Origin of the sequence: Desulfovibrio inopinatus DSM 10711 (assembly GCF_000429305.1) — a bacterium.
Taxonomy (GTDB): Bacteria; Desulfobacterota; Desulfovibrionia; order Desulfovibrionales; family Desulfovibrionaceae; genus Alteridesulfovibrio; species Alteridesulfovibrio inopinatus.
The window spans coordinates 121,689-142,752 of record NZ_KE386879.1 but is presented as its reverse complement, the minus strand read 5'-3'; the positions used below and the strand labels follow the sequence as shown (position 1 = coordinate 142,752).

Below are 21,064 nucleotides of genomic sequence, written 5' to 3'. Positions count from 1 at the left end.
CTTTACTTCGATAACCAGACCCGCATCATAGACAACAATCGATTGATATCCACGGGTTTTTGTAAATAATCATTTGCCCCGGCGGCCAGGCATTTCCCTCTGTCCTCAGGCATCGCCTTTGCTGTTAAAGCGATAATTGGTAGTTGGTGACGATGTGGCATGGAGCGAATATGTTTTGCCGTTTCATATCCGTCCATTTCCGGCATCATAATATCAAGTAGTACGAGGTCCACGCTGCTTTCTCCTTGAAGAATATCAACAGCTTTTTGACCATCTTCCGCTTTGATAACAGAAAGCCCTTTTTCCTTAAGAATTTGAGCCAACGCAAACAGATTCCGCATGTCGTCATCCACAAGTAAAATATTTTTTTCTTTCAGTACGGCATCCTTGTCATTCAGGTGCGACAACAGCGCTTGTTTTCTTGATGGCATGGTCGAAACCATCTGATGCAAGAACAACGACGTTTCATCAAGAAGTCGTTCCTCCGATTTTGCTCCTTTAATAATAATGGATTGTGCGTATTCATGCAGTGCAAGTTCCTCGTCTTTATCAAGCTCTCTTCCTGTATATACGATTACAGGTGGTATATTCTCAGTATGATTGTTCTGAAGATGATCAAGGAGCTCAATACCTGTCATATCAGGAAGGCCTAAATCCAATATCATGCAATCAAATTTCTTCGTGGAAAGTGCCTCAAGAGCTTGTGCTCCAGTTGCTGCATCATGAATCACAATGCTCGGATCACCTATAAGACTCGTTACGGCCTGACGCATGTCTTGATCATCTTCGACGAGCAAGAGGTCCTTTATCTCTTTTTCCATTATATCCGTCAGTTGGTCAAAAACCTTGTTGAGGCCTGCACGGCTGGCGGGTTTCGAGAGAAAACCTATTGCCCCTCTTTGGAGCGCATCTCTCCCAACTTCCATTGCGGAGATAATGTGGACAGGAATGTGACGAAATTCTGTTTTCTGCTTCAACTTATCTAACACCGCTAAACCGTCCATGCCAGGAAGCCGGATGTCGAGAATTATTCCCTGTGGGTTCACCGATGGAACCAATTTTAATCCTTCTTCCCCACTGGGTGTCACAACACCCAAAAATCCTTTGGCATGACACATGTCGAGAAGAATTTGAGCGAAATGAGGGTCATCTTCAATAATCAGTATGGTTCGACTTGTCGCCTCGAGATCATTCCGATCATCTTCCAGCGTCCAAGATTCAACACCTTTATCGATACGGTAGGGGCGATTGTCCACAGCGTCTTGTATAGGAGGAGATGGAATCGGCTCGCATACAGTCTCTGTGTCACGACATCGAAACGGCAGATATAACGTAAATGTCGATCCTTTTCCCTCTTCGCTCTGCAGATGGATTTCACCACCGAGCTTTTTGGATAATTCTCGTGAGATGGAAAGCCCTAACCCTGTGCCGCCAAATTGACGTGCGGTACCGCCATCGACCTGCTGGAACGCTTCAAAGATGACTTTTTGGTCTTTTTGGGGAATCCCAATTCCTGTATCAACGACATCAATAGCCAGTGTACTTTTTGGATCAAGTCCACTTCGTGTCAAATCAATATCAGTGTCAGGTCGATAAAAGCGTACATGTACACTTCCAGTCGTGCAAAATTTGACTGCATTGGACAGTAAATTTCGTAAAACTTGCTCAACTCGCTGTCGGTCAGACTGAATGTGCTCGGGGAGTGTGGAGTCAATAGTAACAGAGAACTCCAGCCCCTTCTCTTGCGTCATGGGTGTAAAGAGAGAGGTCAACGATTCCGATATTGATTCGATAGGAAATTCTTCAATGTGGACAGACAGTTTACCCGATTCTATTTTTGATAGATCCAGAATTTCATTAATAAGAGTCAGGAGGTCGTTTCCACTTTTATAAATAACTCGTGCGAACTCAACTTGGTCATCATCAAGATTGCCACGCTCATTGTCCATGAGGCTGTGGGATAACAGGAGAAGGCTGTTGAGCGGAGTACGTAATTCATGGGACATATTGGCTAAAAATTGTGATTTATATCGTGTTGATAACTCCAATTCATGTGCTTTCTCTTCAAGCCCTTCTCGAATATTTTCTAATTCGATGTTTTTGAGATGGATTTCCGCCTGCTGTTTTTCGAGAAAATCATTTTTCTTTTCAAGATCTGCATTGCTTGCTTGAAGTTCCTCTTGCTGAGCCTGCAACTCTTCTTCTGAACTTCGAAGTTCGTGAGCTTGTTGTTCAAGTTCTTCATTAATCGCACGTAACTCTTCTTGCTGGGATTGAAGTTGCTGAGATTGAATATGGCTTTGCTCGAGGAGATAACGGAGTTTTTCTTGATTTTGAATTGTTTGAAATGATATTCCAATGTAATCAATAACACTTTGCAGAAATTCCAACTTCTCATCAGAAAATTCTGTAAATGCCCCCAATTCAATAACAGCTATGACAACATTTTCATGAAGAACAGGAACAACGACAATATTTCTCGGTTGTGTGTCTCCAAAAGATGAATTTATGCGTATATAGTCTTCAGGGATCGATGTGATAGATATGATATGTTTTTCTCGTGCAGCTTGACCGACAAGTCCTTGCCCGAGCTCAAATATATTGGCTAAGTGCTTTCGTTTATCAAAGGCATAACCTGCAACAAGGTGTAAACGCGTATCCTTCTCAAACACATACAATGCTCCAATTTGTGCATCAAGATAATTCGCAAGAAAACGGATGACAATTTCGGCCAATTCTTCAATCGTGTGTTCTCCAACGAGGCGAGCACTTAATTCATTGCGGCCAGTCTTCAACCAGTTCTCCAATGCTCGTTGTTCGGCATATCCTCGAAGTGCCGTGGTCATAGCATCAAGTGCTTGGCCAAGCGCATCATTGTCAGATACCATTGTCGAATGAATATCGTATTTTCCTTGAGCTATTTTATCTGCCAAAAGAATTTTATTTTTCAAACTCTCTCTGATATCTTTAAATGATGTTGCTAATTCTCCAAGCTCATCACCACGATCAAGTGCGAGCTCTTCACTGATATCTCCTTGAGCAAGTTGTTGCATACTGCTGACAACTTCAGACAATGGTGTGATAATTCCACGAGTAATAACGAAAGAAATAAGAACACCCACAAATGCCGCGAGAATAAGTACAGCAACAAGAATCCATGAATACAATTCTTTTGTTTGCTTAGCTGTTTCAAGAAACGACAACGCCTTATTATCAGCGAAGAGTATCATTGGTTGAATTTTTGACTCTATTTCCTGCATATGAATGCGTGAACCGGATACGATAGACTTGAAAAGCGGGCCTGAAAAGGACATTTCCGATGTTGCATTGTCTCGTAAATGACGAACCCATATATCGATGCTACCTCTCAACGCTTTTATTTCATCCGGATCTCCAAGAAAACGAGCTTCAACACGTCGAAATAAATCCTGCACGATTTGATCATGTTGATCTAAATCATGAAGAAAGGACTCCCATCGAAAATCATCTGGTTTATCTCGTAAAGGCTGAACGAGCTCGTCGATAATCATGACTTGGGTACGGATGTCGCGAAGAGCTTTCGTAACCGTAAAGGGGTGGTTATACATATCGACAGTAAGTTGAGAAAGCTGAAACAACTCATAGAGAGCCAAAGTCCCAACGGAGACTGTCAATAAAAACATAAGACCAAAGCCTAAAAAGAGTCTCACACCAATCCGAAGTTTCTTTATGCTCATGGCGTTTCCTGATATCTTTCATGGATATGAAGTACTGCACAAAACCGCACGAATCTTTGTTTATCCGTTCGATCGGGGCTGTTCTTTACTGCTTTAGGAATTAAAGATAGCTCAGCTTACGAAATTTTGGAAGGTAAAGCGATAGATAGTTTTTTCAAATAGCGTAATAACAAGTCAGCTCCGTATGTTAAACAAAGAATATTGCCAGATATTTTCTACAAGACAATCTTTGCAGTCAACAAACGAACGCCATAACGCATCCCATAGTGTAAATTCATAGAAAACCCTTTAAATGAAACTTCAAACTTCATATCTTGCTTTTTATCTGCAAAAAGAGCATGCTTTTTGCAAGCGATAAAAATCGCGTAGTATGAGCTTCAGTCGACCAGAGCGTGTTGCGCAACAAAGGGATTTGGTCAATGTCAGGCGAACAGGATACACCTCCTCTCAGAAAACCGCTTCGTGGCGTGTTTTCGACACAAGCTTCTGTCTATTTGGGACGCGGCCCATCCAGACAACAAGCTCAAGACTACCTGTTTTTTTTAATTGAAGAGCAAGATGATGGGCGTCTTCTTGCGCAACGACTCAACAGGAATTTTATTCCGACAGGTCGAAAACGGGAAATAGCACGTAATACTCTTTTACGTGACTATATTCCTGAGCCATCCATTTATCTCAATAAAGTCGTTCCCATCATGCGGACGCTTGAGCGTACCGTCAATAAAGGGGACTTACACCGGCAACGTGGAGAACTTTTTTCGGCAGAATTTGAATACAAAAATGCATTGAGACTTGATGAAGAGCATGTCAGGGCAACGTTTGGCTTAGGGCTTACATATCTCGACAGAGGGGAAAATCATAATGCCGAAATTATTTTCAAAAAAATTGTACGATTAAATGCACCGTTTGAAGCTGAACATAAACATCTTTTTAACGAGTTCGGTATAAAGCTAAGAAAAAACCGCATGTATACTGAAGCGTTACACTATTATGCCCGTGCGTATAAGCTCTGCAAGAGCGATGAAAATCTTCTCTACAATATGGCAAGGACTTTTTATGAGCTTGGGAAAATTCGTAGTGCAAAGCATTTTTTGAAGAAGAGCCTTCAAATAAATCCAGCTATGAAAGAAGCACGTCAATTTTATAATGCCTTAGAAAATATGAAAACGAACTCCCCACTTGACGATGTGCTCATGTCATGAATTCGTCAACGTAATCATCACACATGCACCACGTCCGCTAACTGCGCATAGAGATGCAGTGTCTTTCTCCACGCATCCTTTGAGTAATCATTATTTTCCAATATCAATTGAATATACCCGCTCAATGGCCGGAGAATAGGAATGAACTCTTTCCAAAATGCGTTGTGGGGGGGGGATGCGTTTGTCGCGACACCGTTTCGAATAAGAGCGCCAAGATGGAGCAATTGACGGCGCCAAACAGGCATAAGGCGAGGATGCGTCTCTGCCAAATCGCAAAAAATTACATGGGATGACACGGGAGTTGTTACCTGAAATATTTCCGCAAACCACGCTTTCCAAAATTGGGCAATCCTTTCACGTAAACTTGCTTCGTCTTCTGGTAACCCAACAGGAGACAAGTCATACAGCCCTGATGTATCTCGTGTGGAACAAAACAATTTCAATCCCGGGCTGCGGAAACGTATTGAATGTCGGTCTGTTGCGAGTAATCGCCGAATGAGGCTCGCCGTAATTTCAGGTTGAAAGTGTGGACGGCAAAATGCACCGTCAACCGAGCAAGACCAACACCCCAGGCAACTTACAGCAGCGCGAAGTACGTAATGTCCGGGTTGATATGGACCAGTTTCCCAAGGATTTACCGGCCCCATGGAAAGATTGAAGACGGGAATGCCTGCCCATGCTGCCACATGCATGGGGCCAGTGTCCGGTGTGACAAAGAGATCCATTTCCATACCGACTTTGAACAACTCTGCCAGAGTCAACCGGCCGCACATATTAACCAATCGGGCCGAAGTCGCCTTTTGAATGGAGAGCCCCAGTTCTTTTTCTCCTGGTCCACCAAACAATACCGTATGAATGCCACGTTTATCCAGTGCATCAATAAATGAAGCACTGAATTGAATATCAGGTCGTTTTTCCGGCTGGCTCGCTCCGATGAATACCCCCACACGAAAACGACGGTTTGATGGAACCTGACGTTGTGGTCGACTCCAACGTGTTGCGGCGATGATGCGCTGGGGAATGATGTCCAATGCATTGAGATCGGCATAATGATACCGATTATGCCGATTATTTTGGACAATCGATGCCCGATACAATTGCCAATCTCCACGGATACGGTGGACACCGCCTTTCTCTTCCAAAGGCCCTATTTTTTCATCAGCTTCCAACATACCGCATAGTTTGGCGGCTTCTATACGGTGACTTAAATTGACAATGAGATGATAGTGATGCTGTTTGAGTTGGTCCGTTGCGGTCCACGGAAAATAGGTGACGTGTGGACTGAGCGGCATGAGCCCCTTATAAAACGTTGGCTCTGCCACCACCCAGATGGGGTGATCGGGATACATTCTGGACAGCCAAAGAAACAATGGAAATGATAAAACCAAATCCCCCATACGCAGCATTTGAAGAACAAGTATTGGGCGATGCGGCATACTCATCTCTACTCCGTATCCTCTGACGGATACTCCAGACCAAGTACACGGCACTTCTGCGCAAGATCGTTGCGGGCTGCTTGAAATGCAAAATTTATCGCTTTGTTGAAATCATCTGGTGTATAGTTGTTATGCAGTTTGACCTGGTTGGCAAACCCCATAGCATAGGCTGCTCCTCCTTGAGCACCGGCACGGCCCGTCGACTTGAGATGCGATACGGCGAGATGCCCTTGATACACAGGCGTCTTCTCTGAAAGGAGTATCCGAATGTCGTGGTCGAGGTCGTCATACTGAGATGGTGAATACCGAATGTCAAAATTCCCGATATCTAAAAGAATATCAGTCTTGAACAGATGACAACAACCTGTCACGGTTGCACACGGCCGGATAAATGCACGCACACCAAGATCGAGATTCTGAAGGTGGACCGTTGAGATGTGGAACCGTCGGCCTCCATCTGTAACGTCATGCTCCGGGAGAAGAAAGACATCAGCACTTTGAACATGTCCTTGGCGCACATGATCACGGATAAGACATCCATAAACGCCAGCGTCGGGGTACGCGGCAATGGCAGTTCCAAAACGACCAAGCCAATCCTTCGGCACGAGGGCATCGTCATCAAGAAATGCGCACCATGCAGCGTTCTTCGTCTCTTCAAGAGATAGAAGCCAATTTCGGGCAGCTGGGGCACCGATATTGATCGGGAGGCGAATTGTTTTGACACTGAGGGAAGGATGGTCGGCCATATGTTGAGAAAATGCCGATACAACTTCCGGGGTGTCGTCACTACTCGCATTATCCAAAATGGTTATGAAGACCTGCCCATTAACCCACGACCAGTCCGATCGGGAAAGATATCGAAGGCAAGACTCAAGATCGGTTGCTTTGTTATACGTGTACAATGCAACGTGGATACTTCCGTCGATATGGGTACAGAGCGTATCTCGCTTTGTTTCCAGTTCGAAGAGTCGCAATACGGTCTCGGTATGCCATGGATATGTTCGAGCCTGGCGCCACAAGACGTCAAGAGCGCCAGTCCGTTCCTCTCCTCCAAGGTATGCTTGCGCTAAAAGAAGACCGCTTCGTGGCGTTGGCCAGCGTTCCCATGCAGCCAAAGCGTATTGGACTGCGTGTTCCCATTGGGCATCAAGGATTGCCATTTCAGCCATGACGAGGTCACGCCACGGAGCAAAAGGCTCGGGAACATGGTGCTCCAATACGGTGGCAGCACGCTCAAAGGCATGTTCTCCTACGGCAAAAAGTAAGAATTGACGCAAGCGTTCCAACACAGCATCGGGTGAACTTCTTTTGAGCTGTGTTTCAAGATACGAAAGGATTTTGGAAAAATCTCGTTTTTCAATTAAACGATCAAGGTATCGATCAGAAGGCGCGTCGGGCCGGTTCATCGAGAGGGTGGCTATATCCCGTGCAACGGGCGAGATACTTCCCCCATGGTTTGCAGCCTGAAGCAATTGCGCGGCAACGTTTTTGTCAAAGGGATCCTGACATACGGCAAGTTCCAGACATGCATTCGCCAAGGATGTCAGACCGGCTTGTTGTGCTGCCTCCGCCGCCACCCGGACAGGCTGTGCGGTTGACGCTCCGGCAAGAAGGGCAACAACGAACGATTCGGGAATCTGGGAATTGTCGAAAAATGACGTCATAATCCAAACCCTGCTCGCATGGCCTCCAAAAGTGTACTCAATCGCTTTACATAGGTATGTTCAGCTACAACACGACGATGCCCGGCTTCGGCTACGCGCTGTCGTTCCGTTGGTCGGTCGCGAAAGTGGCGAACCAAATCATGAATTTCCTGCGGAGAATCATATACAACGACTTCGCGTCCTGGCTCGAAAAGGGACTCGAGTTGTCGTCGGCGGTCCGTTATTAAAAATGATTTACATGCCGGCACATCAAACACGCGTTGATTAACGGCACCTTTCATTTGCATGCTCGTCGCGTTGAAATTGATGGCTGAAAGCGGATAAAGAAGCGGCAAATCATCGTAGTAGGAAACTTCTTTATGCCAACGCCACACCAGCCCTTCTCCACTGAACGTTTCAAGCCAGCCGGGATCACCAATCAACAGGGGATTGAATGGCATAATACATTCAAGACATTCACGACGATATAATCGTGTCGCTTCCCATGCGATATAGGTTTCAAACGCAAGCCGGCGTTCGGCAGAATCAAGCGCATCGCAGAGCGCCGCCGCGCGAGGATGTTCATGTTCAAGAAAGAGACGGACCGAGGTTGCTCCATGATGGCAAAACGAACGGGCTAAGTCTGGAGCAAGAGACGCGAGTTCAGGATCAGGATTCGCAGTCTCCAGACGTTTGCGCGTTTTCAGCACCATGGAGTTGCCTACAAATGAAATCGGTGTCCGCCATGGGTGGTGCGAAGGAAGCTGTCGTCGTGGATGAAATCGCCGTTCATCGACAGCCAAAGGAAGATATTCGACAAGCGGAAATCCGAGTAGGCGCAGACTCTCCACATTGTCGGCGTCCCACGTAAAAACGGCACAATTTGGTATGACCGGATCCGTATACATGGCAAGCATCAGCTCGGGATTATCCACGAACCAACTGGCCAACGGGAGGTCCAGGCGTCTTAATAGCTCGGCAAGAACCCCTTCCCGGTCTACGCCAAGATGATTGACCGTCAGAATGAAATCCGGTTGGAAGGTCTCAATATGAGACAATAACAGGGAGACAAAAGTTTCGGCATCGGTGACGTCGGCGAGATCGACATAGCGATACGGTACATGAAGCCGGTCAAAGGCCGCCATGACCTCACCCATGAGAAAAAGCTTGGACGTCAATAATAGCACACGCGGTGGCCAATGTCTTACCCGAACATGTTGCACGGACGAACGTAGATGTTCTATGCTTCTATGATGTTCAGTTGAACCATGCGATGCGACATTCAACTCGGGTTGATTCAAAACCGTATATAGTGCTTTGTAAAAGTCCGGGTTTATCCGAAAATAGGCTGGCAGGGCAACACAATGGATGGCTTCGTAACCGAGTTCTGCTGCAATGTCCGAGATTTGAGCAGCGACCGCAGTAATATCGTTTGCACTTGGATGTAACCAGATAACAGCGGAAAAATTACTCCGGTCTTTAAGTCCTGTGCATGTGAGGATATCTGTTTCACAATCCACAACAACCACAGGCCGACCTGTGGTTGTTATAAATGAATCAATCGCTTGTCCCAGTCCACTTCCCAAAAAAACCGTGAGACCGGGCTGGTGAGTCGCTTCTTCAGCCAGAGCGCGTTCTTGTGTTGCTCCGTTTCGGCCAAACAAATGACGAGTTTTACCGTCGTGCTCAACACGAATATCAATGAGGCGCCCATCACGGAGTACAGGCGAAATCGTTCGTTGCCCGATAAACAATACCCTATTCCGGCAACAGTGCTGTCAGTTCGTCTTCGTCTTCAGCAACTTCAAAAAAGTTAAGAAGCTGCACCAATTCCAACGTTTTGCAGACCTGGCTACTGGGGCGATATAAAAAAAGCTCCTTTCCTGCATTTTGCAAACGCGTATTACAGGAGACGAGGAAGCCAATGCCGGAACTGTCCATAAATGAGACACGAGAAAGATCAAGCACAACGGCAGAAACATCATTGTTTTCAATGACTTCAGAGATGACTTGTTTGATTTCCGGGGTGATTTCGATTGTAATCTCCCCTTCATAATCGATAATTGCAGCGCCGTTTTTGTTGCAGACGTTTAGTTTTTCCACGACATTTTCCCAACTTTTTTGCGAATGTACATAATATTCTTTTCTCCAACCACGCGAATCTCACAGAAATCGGAAAGTCTGGAGATAAGATACAACCCCCGCCCACATTCTGATTCTGGACTGGCATTGGTGAATGTAACGTTTTCTCCGAACCCCTTACCCCAGTCGATAACTTCCATTTCTATCTGTCGGGGCTTATCGACATAAACACGAACTTCAAGGTCACCGGCTCGTCCGCCGTACGCATGGCGGGCGACGTTAGCACAGGCTTCTGTCAAAATGATGTCGAGATCATGCAGTACATCGGAGTCATTCAGATCAACAGAAAGTCGTTCCACAATATTGCGGGCCATTTGACGGCTTTCCGCTGGGTGGGAACGAGTTTTGAGAATAAAGGAATTCACACCGCCTCCAACGTCAGCCTCAATGCGGTCACATCGTCCCGAAATAGGGGTTCTGATTCTCCGGAGGGCAATGCAGCCATGAGTCCATCGAGGCTGAATGTTCCTTCGGTCATCATGTTTGAAGCCAACTCCATGAAAGCGTCGAGTCCGTAAATTGTCCCGTCTTCATTCCTCCACTCGTACCAGCCGTCCGTAAATAGAAAGATGTCTGATCCGGGAGAAAGCTCAAGGCGTGACACGCCGAAATCCAGCTCAAAAAAACCAAGAACGGGACAGGTTGTTTGCAACGGCGTGACCGTATTCTCCATCGACAACAATGCCGGGCAATGCCCGGCATTGATATAGGTCATAGAATTATCAGCGCAATCAATATCGGCAGCAAATATGCTAATGAAATCCGATTCATACCGTATCGTTCGCAAAAGATGCTCATTGATTAACCGGAAGGTTTCTTCCAGGCTGAACGCACAGCTCATGGTTACACGAAAGAGAGAATTGACGACGGCCATAAGAAAAGCGGCTCGTGCTCCATGTCCGGACACATCTGCGACAACGAAGCGAACAACATTATCACGCACACAGAAGAAATCATAATAGTCACCGCTCGCCAATCCTGAAGGGCGATACATGGACTCAATACGGAGACCTTCTACGTTTGGTCTGTCCACAGGCAACAGCTTGCGCTGCAATGAGGCTACAAGATCAAGCTCGCCGGCAATTTGTTCATACGCAAGGCGCAATTCGCGGTTAAGCAGAACCTGTCTGGCAGCAACGCCGACTCTGGCAATGAGTTCTTCCTTGTCGAACGGTTTCGCAAGAAAATCGTTGGCACCGGCATTGAGTGCCCGAGCTTTAAAGCCTTGTGCATCATCTGCAGTCAAAACAATGATGATGACTTCTTTATCCTCATAGGTATCCCGAATTTCGGCAATAACCTCCAACCCGCTTTTTTTGGGCATGTGCATATCCAGCACGATGATATCGGGAGCGAACGCCTCGTAAACCTCAACACCTTCATCACCATCGGCAGCGGCTCTGACGGTGTATTGTCGACCCAAAATCATTTCAAGGACATGGAGCATGGAAACGGAATCATCCACGACCAAAACCTTGATGTCCTCGTGCTTTTTGATGGAGTTGCTCATGCGCCTCACTCGCTGAAGTCGCGGCTATCGAGCACGATTGTGACGGGTCCCTGGTTGGTCAGAGAGACGTCCATATCGGCTCCAAAAATACCGCTTGCGGTTTTGCCGTTATGTCGCGTTGCCACATCAGTCACAAAACAATCGAAAAGCCGCGTCGCCACATCCGGTGGCGCTGCGTCACTGAAAGAAGGTCGACGTCCTTTGCGGCAACTGGCGTACAGCGTAAATTGAGAAACGAGTAAAATATCTCCTGTAATGTCCCTGAGGCTCCTGTTCATTTTTCCGGTATCATCCGAAAAAATGCGGAGATCAAGCATCTTTTCGATCATTTTATACATCACCGGCGTGATGGCATCTCCATCTTCAGCACCAAACCCGACGAGAACCAATAAGCCGGTATCAATATCGGCAACAATTTTACCTGAGACCCGAACCGATGCCCCTGTTACTCGTTGGAGGACGAGTCGCATACAATTTCGCGATAAGTAGCTTTTTTCCCTTTATTCTCTGAAACACTGACGCTCACCAGAGAAACGGGATGGTTGTCGAGCAATTTGCCAAGTTCCCAATAAATAAAGCGTGCTAAATTTTCCGATGACGGGTTGTGTGATCGAAAATATCCCACATCGTTCAGTACCTTATGATCGAGCTTAGATAGCACATTACCCAGCACAAATTTGAGTTCTTTGAAATCAAGTAAAATTTCCGTGTCGGGTTGCAGAGTCTCCCCTTCGACCGTCGCCTCAACGAGAAAATTATGACCATGCATACTCTCACAGGCGCCTTCATAATTGCGTAAAGCATGCCCTGCGGAAAAATCCGATTCCACGGTCAGCGTGAAAATACCTTTTTTAATTGCAGGTCTTTTCATAATCCCCCGTCTTCCTTACTAAATTTTCTCGTTTCATGCCATGCGACTTTGGACAGCCGTTGATGCTTCTTGCCAATCTTCAATGTCACGCCAAAAATCCGGACAGGGTCCGACCCCGATATCATCACTGAGTTTCAGTCGGCATCGAGCTTTCTCATAATGCAAGAGCAAATGAACGCGAATAGAACCAGGATACCGTTCCAGTATCGTTCGCAATGTGCTCATGGATGATAACTCTGCGTGACTGGCATCCAACTCGACGAGGAGTGGTTCATCTCCTCCACCAAGCGCCTGTGCCAACGGCTGCAACTCTTCAACAATGATTTTAGCTTTTTTGGGCTGCCCTTCTTCTTCGTCCTGTTTGGCGATCTTACCCGAAAGCAAAAGCGGTTGATCTAAAGCAAGCTGATCTTTATGAGCCGCGTAAGTTTCGGGAAATACAATTGCTTCGCCTTCACCGGAAAGATCCTCAATACGACAAAATGCCATTTTGAGTCCCTTTTTTGTCAAAATAACTTTCGCACCGGCCGGCATGATCGCCACCTTAACGGCAAAGCCGGCTTCCAGGTTTCGTATACTATCAAGACTGTGCAATCGCAACCGATGGATATCACGACGATAGGCTAAAAGTGGATGACTTGTCAGATAAAAACCGAGAGCTTCTTTCTCAAAGGCCATTTTATCTTCATGACGCATTTCAGCCAGATTTGCTTCTTCACAGTCCAGACCAAGTCCGGAACAGGGTGCTTTGTCTTGTTCGGGAACCAGACTCAAAAGTGAGAGCATTCCCGAAGCCTTATCGGCCGATTGACGTTGCGCCATGGATGCAACACGATCCAAGCCCGTAAGAAGTGCATTGCGCGTAACACCAAAACAATCGAGGCTCCCGCTCTTGATGAGGTATTCAAGGACACGCTTTGTGACTTTTCGCATATTCACGCGGGAACATAAATCAAGAAAGCTCAAGTACGGACCATCTTGCAGGCGATGCTCGACAATTTCACGAATTGCTTCATCCCCGACGTTTTTGATGCCAGCGAGGCCATAAACAATTTTTCCATCCGACACTGAAAAATGGCGTAGACTCTTGTTGACGTCAGGGGGCAGAACCTCAATGCCACGATCACGGCAATCGGCAATATATTTGAGAACTTTTTCCTGGTTGTCGATATCCGATGTGATAATGGCAGCCATGTAGGCGACGGGATAATGTGCCTTCAGGTAGGCCGTGTGATATGAAATGAGCGCGTAAGCGGCACTATGTGATTTGTTAAAGCCATACTTTGCAAATTCTTCCATCAAGTCGAAGATTTCATTGGCCTGCTTGTCATCAATATTGTTTTTCCGCGTCCCTTCAATAAATCGGTCGCGCTGCTTGGCCATTTCTTCGGCGATCTTCTTCCCCATAGCGCGTCGCAACAGGTCACCGTCTCCCAGCGAAAAACCCGCCAGAATTTGTGGGATTTTCATGACCTGTTCCTGGTAGACAATAATGCCGTATGTCGGCTTCAATGTCTCTTCCAGATCTGGATGGGGGTACTCTATCGGCTCCAGCCCTTGCTTTCGGTTGATGAATTTATCCACCATCCCCGAACCAAGCGGCCCCGGTCGATAGAGAGCCAGCATAGCGATAAGATCTTCAAAGCAGCTTGGCTTGAGCATGCGCAAGTATTTACGCATCCCCTGGCTTTCCACCTGAAAGATGCCATCGGTATCGCCTTTGGAAAATAATTCATAGGTTGCTTTGTCGTCTAAAGAAAGCGTATCGAGATCAGGTGGAGTGTGCCCCATTTCTTGAATGATATCGAGGGCGTCCTGAATAACCGTCATGGTTTTCAGTCCCAGAAAGTCGAACTTGATCAAGCCGATCTTTTCTACCCGCTTCATGTCCCATTGGGTGACAATTTCCTTATTTTTTCCAAGGTACAGCGGTACATATTCGACCATATCGACATCGGAGACCACAACGCCAGCAGCATGGGTGGAAGCATGTCGGGCCAAGCCTTCAAGACGCCGAGAAACATCGATAAGTTTGGCAATGCGTGGATCTTCAACCATGAGGCGAGAAATTTCCGGCTCCATATCCAACGCTTTGTCGATGGTCATTTTGAGGTCTTCCGGAATGAGCTTGGCGATACGGTCGGTTTCACCAAAAGACAACCCCAGCGCTCGACCCACGTCCCGGACGACGGCTTTGGCTTTCATCGTTCCGAATGTCGTGATCTGTGCCACGGCATCGCGGCCGTATTTCTCGGAAACATACTTGATGACTTCGGTACGTCGACGTTCACAAAAGTCGACGTCGATATCAGGCATGCTCACGCGTTCGATATTGAGGAAGCGTTCAAACAGCAGGTCATAGGGAAGCGGGTCGAGGTTGGTAATCTTGAGCGCAAAAGCGACCAGCGACCCTGCTGCCGAACCACGACCGGGCCCAACTGGAATTCCCTGATTTTTTGCCCAAACGATAAAGTCTTGGACAATAAGAAAATATCCAGGGAACCCCATGGTATTGATAACATCAAGCTCGATATTGAGCCTGTCCCAGTAGGCTTCTTCATCAACTGGATGCGTCATCTTGGCCAAACGTTCTGTGAGTCCTTTTTCGGCCATATCCCGCAACGCCTGATCAAGCGTCATATTGTTCGGCGGAACATACAGCGGGAAGTGGTGAGATTTGAGATCCAGCCTCAAATCGACCTGTTCGGCAATACGACAGGTGTTCTCCAACGCCTGCGGCACATCGGAAAAGGCTTCCGCCATTTCTTCCGGACTACGGTAGTACAGCTCCTTGGTATTGAAACGCATCCGTTTTTCGTCTTCCACACATGCCGCGGTCTGGATGCAGAGAAGGATATCGTGCGCTTCAGCATCTTCCTTGTTGAGGTAATGGCAATCATTCGTCGCCACCAAAGGAAGGTGCATATCTTCGGAAAGTTCCTTTAAAAATGCGTTGATCTTCGCCTGTTCACTCAAATCATTGTGCTGAATTTCAAGATAAAATCGATCAGGAAACATGGAGGCATAGAGTTTGGCCATCTCTCTGGCCGCATCTTTGCCCCTCTTCAGAAGTTCTTGGTTGATTTCCCCTTTAATACAGGCCGATAACGCGATGACACCTTCAGTGTGTTGCGCCAGAATGGTTTTATCAATGCGAGGTTTATAATGGAATCCTTGCGTGTATCCGATGGTGGAAAGCTTGAGGAGATTCTTGAACCCCGCCAAATTTTGCGCCAGCAGCACAAGGTGATAGCCTGCATCACGTGGAGAACGTGCTGACCGGTCATCCATGGTCGTCGGAGAAACGTAGAATTCACACCCGACAATGGGCTTAATCCCCATATCTTTGGCGGTCTGATAAAATGTAACGGCGCCGTGCATATTGCCGTGGTCAGTGATCGCTGCGGCCGGCGACTTGAACTCAAGCGCCTTTTTACACAAATCTTTGAGGCGAATGGCTCCGTCGAGCAGACTGAATTCCGTATGACAATGTAAGTGAACAAAATCGGACATAACAGCACAAAACCTTGGGGGAATAGAGGTTTGCCGAAACAGAACGCGAGCATATTATGCTTGCGGCAATACGGTCAGGAAGCGGAGTCAGATAGCGCCAAAACTCGCCCCGTTGCGGTATCAACAGACAACATGCCCGTTGTCTCGGTGTAAGAGCGCAACCACATGACGTGCTCATGGAAAAAAGACGTCACCCGAATGCGGCAAGTAATTTTTATATCCGATTCAATTTTGGTCAACCCCAGATGGCCGACAAGTTCGGACGCGGGAATGAACGCTTCCAATGCAATATGCGGCAATGGTTTTTCTAAAATTTGGGCGGTACCAAGTGCTGCGGCTTGTACTGGATGGTCACCAGATGCAGAGGTGCTGACATACAAAACGGGTTCAAATCGTTCTGGATAGAGATGGTGCCGTTGTGGAATAAGTGAGTACACCCGGTCGACAGAGACACCGTCAACGACAACAGTGAATTCAAGTCGATAGCAGTCCGTCGGATCAAACTGTTCCGGATCTTTCGCCAATCCGAAATCGACATAACTCTGTCCGATATGAAAAAGATACATTCCTTCAGGACGCCAGCCGATATGAACATCACCAAATGGAACATAGGGAGCATCCGTGCCCCATCCTGTGAGTCGTGTTCCTTTTTTGTTTTTCCAGTCGGTTAAGGTGTTATCCGTGACATCAATAGGCCCAGCAAGGCGAGGTACCTGAATCGAATATGATACATCGATACATTCGGCAGAGAGTGCATGGTGTTGCGAGGTTTGCTGATTCGCTTGCGTCATAGCGGAGACGAGCTGTTCATAGGGAATGTTATGGATGTCGACCAATCCCATATTGAAATCTTCGCCATCATTCCGGCCTCCTGTCGGCTCGTCGGTATATTGGAACCAATGCGCCCCGATGACATTGGGAAAACCGGAAAAGTTGATGACGGCCTGTGCCGCTCCGGCAGCACGTTCAGCTTGGGTATCAACATGCATGAGGTGACCGTTGTTGCTATTGCCGCTGCGGTTTTCATTGGCTGCAAAAAAGAATTCGGAGACGAGAACCGGCGCCGCATTCAATTTGGCCAATCCCTCAAAATAATACGGTGCGACCCATCCATCTTCAGTGTCGACGTTGTAATTACTCGACAAGATATCGACTTTCCCTTGAGCGGCAAGTACGGCATCTTGGTTGTAATATAACGGCAATCGATCCCCGAGAACGAGCGCCTCCGGATCGGCTTTTTTCAGCGCACGCCATGTCAAATCATAATAGCGGCCAGCAACCAACGCCGTAAAGGCATTGACCGTCGCAATCCCCTGCCCTCCCGGCTGAAGACGCAACTCGACATCAGCATGTTTGAGGTCACCGAATGTGGTGACGCCATCTCCAGGAACGAAGTCTCGACACAACATGTCAAAACGGCCTTCGTAGCGTTGATACAAAAATGCAAACAACGTGCGCTTTGTCCAATTCGACCATGGTTGTTTCAAATACCATCGAAAAAGCGGGGCATTCCACCATCCAACTTCATTGTCGGAAAAAAAACCAAGGAGCTGAGGGTGGTCTTTATATGCCGCGGTCAATTCGTTGGCCAACCGTTGAACGGTATGTTCCGTTTCCGGAGCAAAGACATCAAACCAATGGAGTTGCGCTTGACGACCTAAATCAAGCTCGACGGCAATCGGCATATTCAACGCTGGGTCAGCGTCGGACCATCCACCCAAGGTGTTAAAGCCCCAACTTCTCAATCGTTGTGCGGTGTCGTCTCTCCACTCCGCTTTGTTGGAATAGTATCTCCCGTAATAATACGCTTGACCTGCGCGGCTCTTCTCGCTGGGGACACTCCCGTTGACCGTCGTCACCCCACGTGAATAAAATCGATTTCCATCGTTATCGACAAACCAGCACACGCCATCTTCTTGCACGATCCCAATTTCGGCACAGACCGGTAAAACGAAGAGTGCGAGAAGAAACAGAGGAACACAAACGCCCCCAAACCATCTTAAGGTCATGAAAGCGCCTCGTTCAATAGTCGGGTCAATACATCTTCAGCGCGAAAGTACTCTTCGGCAATACGTACGGCCGCCCGTGAATGGGTTTCAAAATCCCGTGTAATTTCTTCCACACAAGCAACGGCCTCTTCTGGGGTGGAGAATGGAAGAATTCCTTTTCCTGTTTCTATACAGCACCCGAACCCTGTGTCTTGAACAACGACAGGTCGTCCCGCAGCCAGGTAACAAGAACTTCGACAACTGAACCAGCCGCTGCGGGATGCAACGTATGCATTTTTTGCCATACTCAGTTCAGCCATACTCGACTGGATATAGTCACGGTAGAGAAACGGCGTGCGTGACAAAGCAAATGCATCAACAAGTCGCCATCCGTTGTCGGCAAGGAGGTCTTTGGGCGGCTCCCCTCCTCCGAGTGCCAATTCCAACGGCTGTTTGGTTCGAGAAGGCAAATCAAGAAACCGCAAAAACTCGACATTTTTCCCTTCATACGCTGTCCCATTCACAACAGGACCTTTTTCTTTCGGTTTCCAGGACAAAACCGTTGTAAAGATAGAACGACTGGGTTGTCGCTGGGTCTTCCATAAATCCAGGACCATGGGTTGTCGCGTCGGAAGCCAATTGAAGAGGTCTGTTGGTACAAGACAGTCGGGATTGCCTATATTTTCACCGAAACTAAAAAAAACATCGTGAAGCAGCAAGCGATCGATATTATCACGGCCAACGTCATTGACTTGGCCGCTGACATAATCAGGAACATCTGCCTGCGTATACAAGGGGTCAGAATCAATGAGAATCTTAACAGGAATACGCAAGTATTCTTCCCGCAACATACTTGAAGCGGAAATATTGATGAAGACGTCAGCTCGACTGCAAAGTCGCTGTAACTGTTTGAAGGTCAAGCCGTGGCAATCTCCGGTCGGTCCGATGACACAGAAATTGTTTTTCAGTGAAGGAGCGACTTTCATAAAAAAATCGCGGATATAGTCAGCATTGGCTGTGACGTCATCGGTAAAGGTCAAGCGGTTGGGATCGAACATCCAGCCGCCGGTGTCCTCAAGGTAATAGACTTCATGGCCAAGGCGAGACAAGCCAATGACATACTGAAGGTAATCCCAGGCCACTCCACCCAAAGGATAGGTTGCGGCATAACCGGTTACCAAAATGACACGCTTTTTCATGAAGTTCCTTCCACAACAGACATCCCCGTCGAACCGGGAGTTCCAAATTGCATTGCATGAAGTCGGGAAAAAGCTCCCTTCTGAGCAACCAGTTCTTCATACGTGCCCATTTCGGCCACAGTGCCATCGACAAGCACAACAACAAGGTCGGCGCGACGCACAGTGGACAAACGGTGCGCAATAACAAACGTCGTTCTATTTGCCATTAGCGATTCAAGTGAATGCATAATTGCCGTTTCCGTTTCCGCGTCGAGTGAAGCAGTTGGTTCGTCCATGATGAGCATGGGGGCATTTTTCAGCAAAGCTCGAGCAATAGACAAACGTTGACGTTGTCCTCCGGAAAGGTCGGCACCCTTTTCACCGAGAATCGTGTCGTACCCCTTTGGCAACCGCACGATAAACTCATGTGCATCCGCTGCCCGGGCCGCTGCTTCCACTTCTTCAAACGTCGCACCGCGTCGGCCATAAGCGATATTATCGCGTACTGACGTCGGAAAAAGATACGTATCCTGCAAAACAAACGAAATATGTTCACGCAAACTTTTCAAGTCAAATTCACGAATATCTTTCCCATCCAGTCGAATGGCACCATCGGCAGGATCAAAAAAACGAGGAAGCATACTGACAAGTGTGGTTTTGCCGGCTCCGGTCTTCCCAACGATAGCGACTGTGCTTCCGGCCGGAACATGGAGGTTGATTTCACGTAACACGTCACTTTCCGCAGTGTAGCCAAAGCGTACATGCTCGAATTCAACCTCTCCTTTAACATTGTCACCAAGAGGTTCAGCGTTTGGCCACTGCACAACCGCCTCATCAACATCCATGATATCAAGGACGCGACCAGCGCGGGCTAACGACGATCGCACCCCTGCCACCGTGCTGCTCAAATTGTGCAAGGGCGAATACAATGCGGCAAGATAGGAGAGAAAAACGAGCATCCCACCTGTTGTCAAACTACCAGAAAGAACATGGCGAACACCAATGTACAGCACCAAGGCTGTACCACATGCAGTCAATCCACTGATAAACCATCCGTAGGCCGTCTGCATGGAATACAAGTGGAGCAGTTTTTTGAAGGAAGATCGGCTTTGATTGACAAAGCGATCGCGTTCCAGGTCTTCACCAGCATAGGCCTGAATCAGTACGATGCCGGAAAAAATTCGTTCCAAGGTGGAATACACCTGCCCTTCCAGGTTGTGTGATTCGGTCGTCAAGCGTCCGATACGGCGACTAATAAGCCGAATCATCAGAAAAAGCGGTGGAATAATAGCCAACGCGCATAGCGTGAGTACAGCATCCAAATGAACAAGCACCACGGCCATGCCGATGAGCAGCAACGAGCTTGTCAGAATGGTGAACACCCCATTCATCAACAAATTCTGAACGGCATAGGTGTCGCCCATCAACCGATAGATAAGGTCGCCCGGTGGTTTGCGTTGGTGAAATAACAATGACTGGCGTTGAATATGGTCAAAAAGATCCACGCGAAAATCGTGGACCATGTTTTGTCCGATACGAATCGTCAAGTAATTGTTGAGCAATTCAACAAACCCAACAAAGAAATGGATTGAGACCAACCCCAGTGCCACGGCTGCAGCCATGACACCAGGGGAAAAGGTCTCGAGACTCATATGGAAACCGAGTACATCAAGCGGTTTGCCTCCGATAATCTGGTCCACCGCCAACTTGAGGGGCCATGGTTTCAACAGCTCAAGCAGGCTGATGATTCCGACCAGACACAGTGATCCGAAAAATATCGCCCGATACGGCCGCAAATATCGAATCAATCGAGAGAATACCGACATATTAACCTCTTGCGAGTAACTCGCATCGTGCACGAAGAA

The 21,064-nt window shown here is 47.5% G+C and carries 14 protein-coding genes; 1 reads left to right on the top strand and 13 read right to left on the bottom strand.

Annotated features, from left to right (window positions below):
• Positions 1 to 2 precede the first annotated feature (2 nt).
• The gene (locus G451_RS0123120) at positions 3 to 3,716 is read right to left on the bottom strand and encodes a response regulator (protein ID WP_027186102.1); all 3,714 of its coding nucleotides are present in this window, start codon (positions 3,714 to 3,716) and stop codon (positions 3 to 5) included.
• Positions 3,717 to 4,135: 419 nt separating this feature from the next.
• On the opposite strand from G451_RS0123120, the gene G451_RS31290 reads away from it, so the two are divergent.
• On the top strand, positions 4,136 to 4,918 hold the full coding sequence (locus tag G451_RS31290) for a tetratricopeptide repeat protein (RefSeq protein ID WP_051261827.1): 783 nt from the start codon (positions 4,136 to 4,138) through the stop codon (positions 4,916 to 4,918).
• Positions 4,919 to 4,935: 17 nt separating this feature from the next.
• Here the strand turns inward: G451_RS31290 and G451_RS0123105 are convergent, their stop codons facing one another.
• The 12 genes from G451_RS0123105 to G451_RS31275 all read right to left on the bottom strand — a co-directional run bounded on the left by G451_RS0123105 (position 4,936) and on the right by G451_RS31275 (position 21,025).
• A complete protein-coding gene (locus G451_RS0123105; RefSeq protein WP_027186101.1) occupies positions 4,936 to 6,360 on the bottom strand; it encodes a glycosyltransferase family 9 protein in 1,425 nt (474 codons plus the stop codon).
• A gap of 2 nt (positions 6,361 to 6,362) precedes the next feature.
• The gene (locus G451_RS31285; protein WP_051261826.1) at positions 6,363 to 8,018 is read right to left on the bottom strand and encodes a glycosyltransferase; all 1,656 of its coding nucleotides are present in this window, start codon (positions 8,016 to 8,018) and stop codon (positions 6,363 to 6,365) included.
• Positions 8,015 to 9,751: a CgeB family protein gene (locus G451_RS0123095; protein ID WP_156921774.1), complete on the bottom strand. Its 1,737-nt coding sequence runs from the start codon at positions 9,749 to 9,751 to the stop codon at positions 8,015 to 8,017. Before G451_RS0123095 ends, G451_RS31285 begins: the two co-directional genes overlap by 4 nt.
• A gap of 4 nt (positions 9,752 to 9,755) precedes the next feature.
• Positions 9,756 to 10,100 carry an STAS domain-containing protein gene (locus G451_RS0123090; protein ID WP_027186099.1) on the bottom strand — a complete coding sequence of 115 codons (345 nt, stop codon included), beginning with the start codon at positions 10,098 to 10,100 and terminating at the stop codon, positions 9,756 to 9,758.
• Positions 10,088 to 10,504, bottom strand: a complete 417-nt coding sequence (locus G451_RS0123085) for an ATP-binding protein (protein ID WP_027186098.1) — start codon at positions 10,502 to 10,504, stop codon at positions 10,088 to 10,090. The genes G451_RS0123090 and G451_RS0123085 overlap by 13 nt, the downstream gene beginning before the upstream one ends.
• Entirely contained in the window at positions 10,501 to 11,649 is a 1,149-nt protein-coding gene (locus G451_RS0123080) for a PP2C family protein-serine/threonine phosphatase (RefSeq protein WP_027186097.1), read from the bottom strand. The genes G451_RS0123085 and G451_RS0123080 overlap by 4 nt, the downstream gene beginning before the upstream one ends.
• Positions 11,650 to 11,654: 5 nt before the next feature.
• Positions 11,655 to 12,119 (bottom strand): D-aminoacyl-tRNA deacylase, encoded by a 465-nt coding sequence (gene dtd / locus G451_RS0123075; protein ID WP_027186096.1) that lies wholly within the window; start codon positions 12,117 to 12,119, stop codon positions 11,655 to 11,657.
• Positions 12,095 to 12,520 carry a 6-pyruvoyl trahydropterin synthase family protein gene (locus tag G451_RS0123070; RefSeq protein ID WP_034643678.1) on the bottom strand — a complete coding sequence of 142 codons (426 nt, stop codon included), beginning with the start codon at positions 12,518 to 12,520 and terminating at the stop codon, positions 12,095 to 12,097. Before G451_RS0123070 ends, dtd begins: the two co-directional genes overlap by 25 nt.
• A 33-nt stretch (positions 12,521 to 12,553) precedes the next feature.
• Positions 12,554 to 16,033 (bottom strand): DNA polymerase III subunit alpha, encoded by a 3,480-nt coding sequence (gene dnaE, locus G451_RS0123065; RefSeq protein WP_027186094.1) that lies wholly within the window; start codon positions 16,031 to 16,033, stop codon positions 12,554 to 12,556.
• 74 nt (positions 16,034 to 16,107) lie between these two features.
• Positions 16,108 to 18,042, bottom strand: coding sequence for a hypothetical protein (locus tag G451_RS31280; protein WP_051261825.1), 1,935 nt, complete (start codon positions 18,040 to 18,042; stop codon positions 16,108 to 16,110).
• On the bottom strand, positions 18,039 to 19,220 hold the full coding sequence (locus G451_RS0123055) for a glycosyltransferase (RefSeq protein ID WP_027186093.1): 1,182 nt from the start codon (positions 19,218 to 19,220) through the stop codon (positions 18,039 to 18,041). Before G451_RS0123055 ends, G451_RS31280 begins: the two co-directional genes overlap by 4 nt.
• Positions 19,217 to 21,025: an ABC transporter ATP-binding protein gene (locus G451_RS31275; protein WP_051261824.1), complete on the bottom strand. Its 1,809-nt coding sequence runs from the start codon at positions 21,023 to 21,025 to the stop codon at positions 19,217 to 19,219. Before G451_RS31275 ends, G451_RS0123055 begins: the two co-directional genes overlap by 4 nt.
• Positions 21,026 to 21,064 lie beyond the last annotated feature (39 nt).

Excerpts from the sequence above, each read along its gene's own strand:
- G451_RS0123080 (WP_027186097.1), bottom strand. The coding sequence starts at position 11,649 with ATGAGCAACTCCATCAAAAAGCACGAGGACATCAAGGTTTTGGTCGTG.
- G451_RS31290 (WP_051261827.1), top strand. The coding sequence starts at position 4,136 with ATGTCAGGCGAACAGGATACACCTCCTCTCAGAAAACCGCTTCGTGGC.
- G451_RS0123070 (WP_034643678.1), bottom strand. The coding sequence starts at position 12,520 with ATGAAAAGACCTGCAATTAAAAAAGGTATTTTCACGCTGACCGTGGAA.
- dtd (WP_027186096.1), bottom strand. The coding sequence starts at position 12,119 with ATGCGACTCGTCCTCCAACGAGTAACAGGGGCATCGGTTCGGGTCTCA.
- dnaE (WP_027186094.1), bottom strand. The coding sequence starts at position 16,033 with ATGTCCGATTTTGTTCACTTACATTGTCATACGGAATTCAGTCTGCTC.
- G451_RS0123120 (WP_027186102.1), bottom strand. The coding sequence starts at position 3,716 with ATGAGCATAAAGAAACTTCGGATTGGTGTGAGACTCTTTTTAGGCTTT.
- G451_RS31280 (WP_051261825.1), bottom strand. The coding sequence starts at position 18,042 with ATGACCTTAAGATGGTTTGGGGGCGTTTGTGTTCCTCTGTTTCTTCTC.
- G451_RS0123105 (WP_027186101.1), bottom strand. The coding sequence starts at position 6,360 with ATGAGTATGCCGCATCGCCCAATACTTGTTCTTCAAATGCTGCGTATG.
- G451_RS31285 (WP_051261826.1), bottom strand. The coding sequence starts at position 8,018 with ATGACGTCATTTTTCGACAATTCCCAGATTCCCGAATCGTTCGTTGTT.
- G451_RS31275 (WP_051261824.1), bottom strand. The coding sequence starts at position 21,025 with ATGTCGGTATTCTCTCGATTGATTCGATATTTGCGGCCGTATCGGGCG.
- G451_RS0123055 (WP_027186093.1), bottom strand. The coding sequence starts at position 19,220 with ATGAAAAAGCGTGTCATTTTGGTAACCGGTTATGCCGCAACCTATCCT.